Annotated in this window: 1 protein-coding gene; it reads left to right on the plus strand. The window is 30.7% G+C overall.

Features of this window, described 5'->3' with window-relative positions:
- Positions 1 to 60: 60 nt before the first annotated feature.
- The coding region (locus tag ABCO64_RS10320) for an ATP-binding cassette domain-containing protein (protein ID WP_343089400.1) at positions 61 to 482 on the plus strand (422 nt) is incomplete at its 3' end.

The following is a 482-nucleotide window of genomic DNA, read 5'->3' on the forward strand; positions in this document are numbered from 1 at the left end:
ATTGTGAATACCATTAAAAAAACGTATGATTATATTGAATATAGACTTTGGGGGGATTTTATGATAAAAGTTAATAACTTAAGTAAATCGTATAATGCTCATCAAGCAGTGAAAAATATTTCTTTTACGATCAACGAAGCATCGTTTTTTGCGTTACTTGGTCCAAATGGGGCAGGAAAATCAACGACAGTTAATATCATAAGTACTTTATTAAATCAAACAAGTGGAAGTGTGACGATTGATGGATTTGATACACAAAATGATGCGTTTTCTGTAAGAGAAAAAATAGGCATTGTTTTTCAACACTCTACTCTTGATGAACAACTGAGTGTTTATGAAAATTTAATGTTTAGAGCACTTTTATATATGAAAGATAAATCCACCATAAAAAAACAAATCACCTATTTAAGTGAACTCTTAAGTCTTGATCTCATTTTATCTAAACGCGTTAAAACTTTATCAGGCGGTGAGAGGCGTAAAGT

Origin of the sequence: Methanocalculus natronophilus (assembly GCF_038751955.1) — an archaeon.
Classification (GTDB): Archaea; Halobacteriota; Methanomicrobia; order Methanomicrobiales; family Methanocorpusculaceae; genus Methanocalculus; species Methanocalculus natronophilus.